The following is a 2,379-nucleotide window of genomic DNA, read 5'->3' as shown; positions in this document are numbered from 1 at the left end:
ACAAACCTAATGGGAAATCTGGGATTATCCAAACTTGGAAAGCAAAGCATGCGCTAACCCGGCACGCCCTGCTTCCGTTAACAAGAACGGTTCTGAGCGAAGCTTGTTCAGTGTTGCAGTTGCATCAGATCGTTCCTCCATTCTCCAGCCACTCCCGACAATCAGGCGTCAACACACGTTTGCAGGCGGCGTCATAGAATGCCAGCTCTTCGTCGGAGAGCACATCACGCCAGCGGTTATTGGTGCCTTTGTGCATAAAAGTCTCCGCCCCACCCTTCCAGAATTGACCGCCCCCCGGCGCATACAGTTCACCCTGGCGTTTCATTTCGGCAAAGGAAACAGCTTTGATGATGCCGCCCCAGGCTTGACCGGGCACGTCGATCTCCAGAAAATCGGCGATGCGACGAACCTCTCGTTCTGTATCTGCAAGCATGTCGGTATAGTGGAACAATTGAATATTGGGCAAATGACGGTAATTCCACCAGGATTGAACATTGGTAAGATGCGACCAATATGGCCAGCCATCCGTTTCCCACGCAAAAGAGCCACGGGATATCCAATTTTTCCAGAACTCATGAATATCCTCGGGTGCAGGCGGAAGTTCATCTCCCATGCGTCCCGGCAGCATATTCATCAGCATGAGTATCTCTTCTTTCATGCCGGCATAGTGATTCCACAAAGACATGAAGACATCACGGGTGTCACGGGCAACATAGAGATACTTGATTTTTTCACTATATGGCACACCAGTGAGCGGCAGGTGTGTTTTGATAAAACGGCGATGCTGCTGCGCCTTCAAGTTGTTCAGAACCACTTCGAGTGGAACAACACGCATGTCCAGCCATGGCGACATTTGCGCAGGCGGTGCCGGGAAATTCCCATCAGGAAAGAGCAGATGCGCAACAATCGCTTGCGTCCACGTCGTACCTGCCTTGTATGATGTTGCGATAACGATATCATCATCACGCGATTGGAAATAATCCCAGCGCGTGCTGTCGAAATGATGATTCTGATAGATATGGGTGCGTTGGGGTGGTTTCATCATCTCGATAACCTGTTATTTAATGTTGTTAACAATAGGAACACACTCGATTTTGCAAGCAATCGTAACATAAGGGTTAAGAACTGTAGCAAATCTACGATGATCCCCATGAGCAACGACTTACTTGCTATAAACATATCATATTATCATTTTTGCAATACAGTTCTTGGTCGTCGGTCGCGATCGATAGCCACATAAGTCAGCACCGCCTCGGTCACTTTGATGCAAATTTCCTCACCGCCTTCGCGCACACCGCGCTGCACATATACCGCCACATTAACTGTAATCGAGGTACGCCCGACCTTAATGATGTCGGCATAAAGACTAACCAGATCGCCTAGAAATACCGGTTGTTTGAAAACAAACGAATTTACTGCAATCGTGGCGACCCTCCCTCGCGCCAGACGAATCGCCGGGATGCTCCCGGCGATATCCACCTGCGACATGATCCAGCCACCGAAAATATCACCCGCATAATTCGTGTCCGACGACGTGGGCACCATGCGCAATATGGGTTGTCCTTCCGGTAACGAAGCATGGAATGCTGAATCGTGAAGTTTATCAGTCATAGTTATCGTATCGCTTATGAGAGTTGGTGCATCACCGTATAATCCAAGGATATAATAATGTTTTATGTTAAGCCATGCTTTCTTTTTCTCAAACTTTTTCTAATAACCTTGACACATGCGTTTATGGGGATCCTGTTCGATGCCGCTGAATCTTGTCTGGCGGCCTGTGAAATCAAAGAAAAACTTCGATTAACCGAACAAACCGCACAAGCCTGGCGCGAGGGTTTGCTATCGCTGGAATCGAAAAACGCGCCCAAATCGATTGATGAACCAGGGTACCCCGCCAGACTCGTTCTGATGTCTCCCGCAAACGTGCCGAAACGCCGATTAAGCACACCCGACGGGCTTGTCGCATTGATTCATGCGCTCGCACATATCGAATTCAACGCCATTAATCTGGCCTGGGATGCGGTGTATCGTTTTCGCGATCTGCCACAGCAATTTTATAGTGATTGGGTGCAAATCGCCGTTGAGGAAGCCTATCACTTTCAATTGTTGTGCCAGCGTCTGGACGAATTGGGACATGATTACGGCGATTTACCGGCGCATGACGGCTTATGGGAGATGGCCAGGCGCACAGCATTTGATCCACTGGTGCGGATGGCTTTGGTGCCTCGTGTGCTGGAAGCCAGGGGGCTTGACGTAACGCCCAGCATCATCAAGCGGTTACAGCAAGCAGGCGATAACAGAACAGTTGCCGTGCTGGAAATCATCTTGCGCGATGAAGTGGGGCATGTTGCCATCGGTTCACACTGGTTCAATTTTTTA

Annotated in this window: 3 protein-coding genes; 1 reads left to right on the top strand and 2 read right to left on the bottom strand. The window is 49.4% G+C overall.

The genetic code is table 11. The annotated features are described in order from the left end of the window. Positions 1-124: 124 nt before the first annotated feature. Both C7H79_RS16900 and C7H79_RS16895 read right to left on the bottom strand, forming a co-directional pair. Entirely contained in the window at positions 125-1,045 is a 921-nt protein-coding gene (locus C7H79_RS16900; RefSeq protein WP_106708392.1) for a sulfotransferase domain-containing protein, read from the bottom strand. 143 nt (positions 1,046-1,188) lie between these two features. Continuing rightward, entirely contained in the window at positions 1,189-1,611 is a 423-nt protein-coding gene (locus C7H79_RS16895) for an acyl-CoA thioesterase (protein WP_106708391.1), read from the bottom strand. Positions 1,612-1,668: 57 nt separating this feature from the next. Here C7H79_RS16895 and C7H79_RS16890 point away from each other — a divergent pair. Continuing rightward, positions 1,669-2,379: ferritin-like domain-containing protein (locus tag C7H79_RS16890; RefSeq protein ID WP_309477336.1), on the top strand; the 711-nt coding region annotated here is incomplete at its 3' end.

Origin of the sequence: Nitrosomonas supralitoralis (assembly GCF_003011925.2) — a bacterium.
GTDB lineage: Bacteria > Pseudomonadota > Gammaproteobacteria > Burkholderiales > Nitrosomonadaceae > Nitrosomonas > Nitrosomonas supralitoralis.
The sequence above is the reverse complement of the archived record's forward strand: the minus strand, read 5'-3'. Positions and strand labels throughout refer to the sequence as shown.

Excerpts from the sequence above, each read along its gene's own strand:
- C7H79_RS16900 (WP_106708392.1), bottom strand. The coding sequence starts at position 1,045 with ATGATGAAACCACCCCAACGCACCCATATCTATCAGAATCATCATTTC.
- C7H79_RS16895 (WP_106708391.1), bottom strand. The coding sequence starts at position 1,611 with ATGACTGATAAACTTCACGATTCAGCATTCCATGCTTCGTTACCGGAA.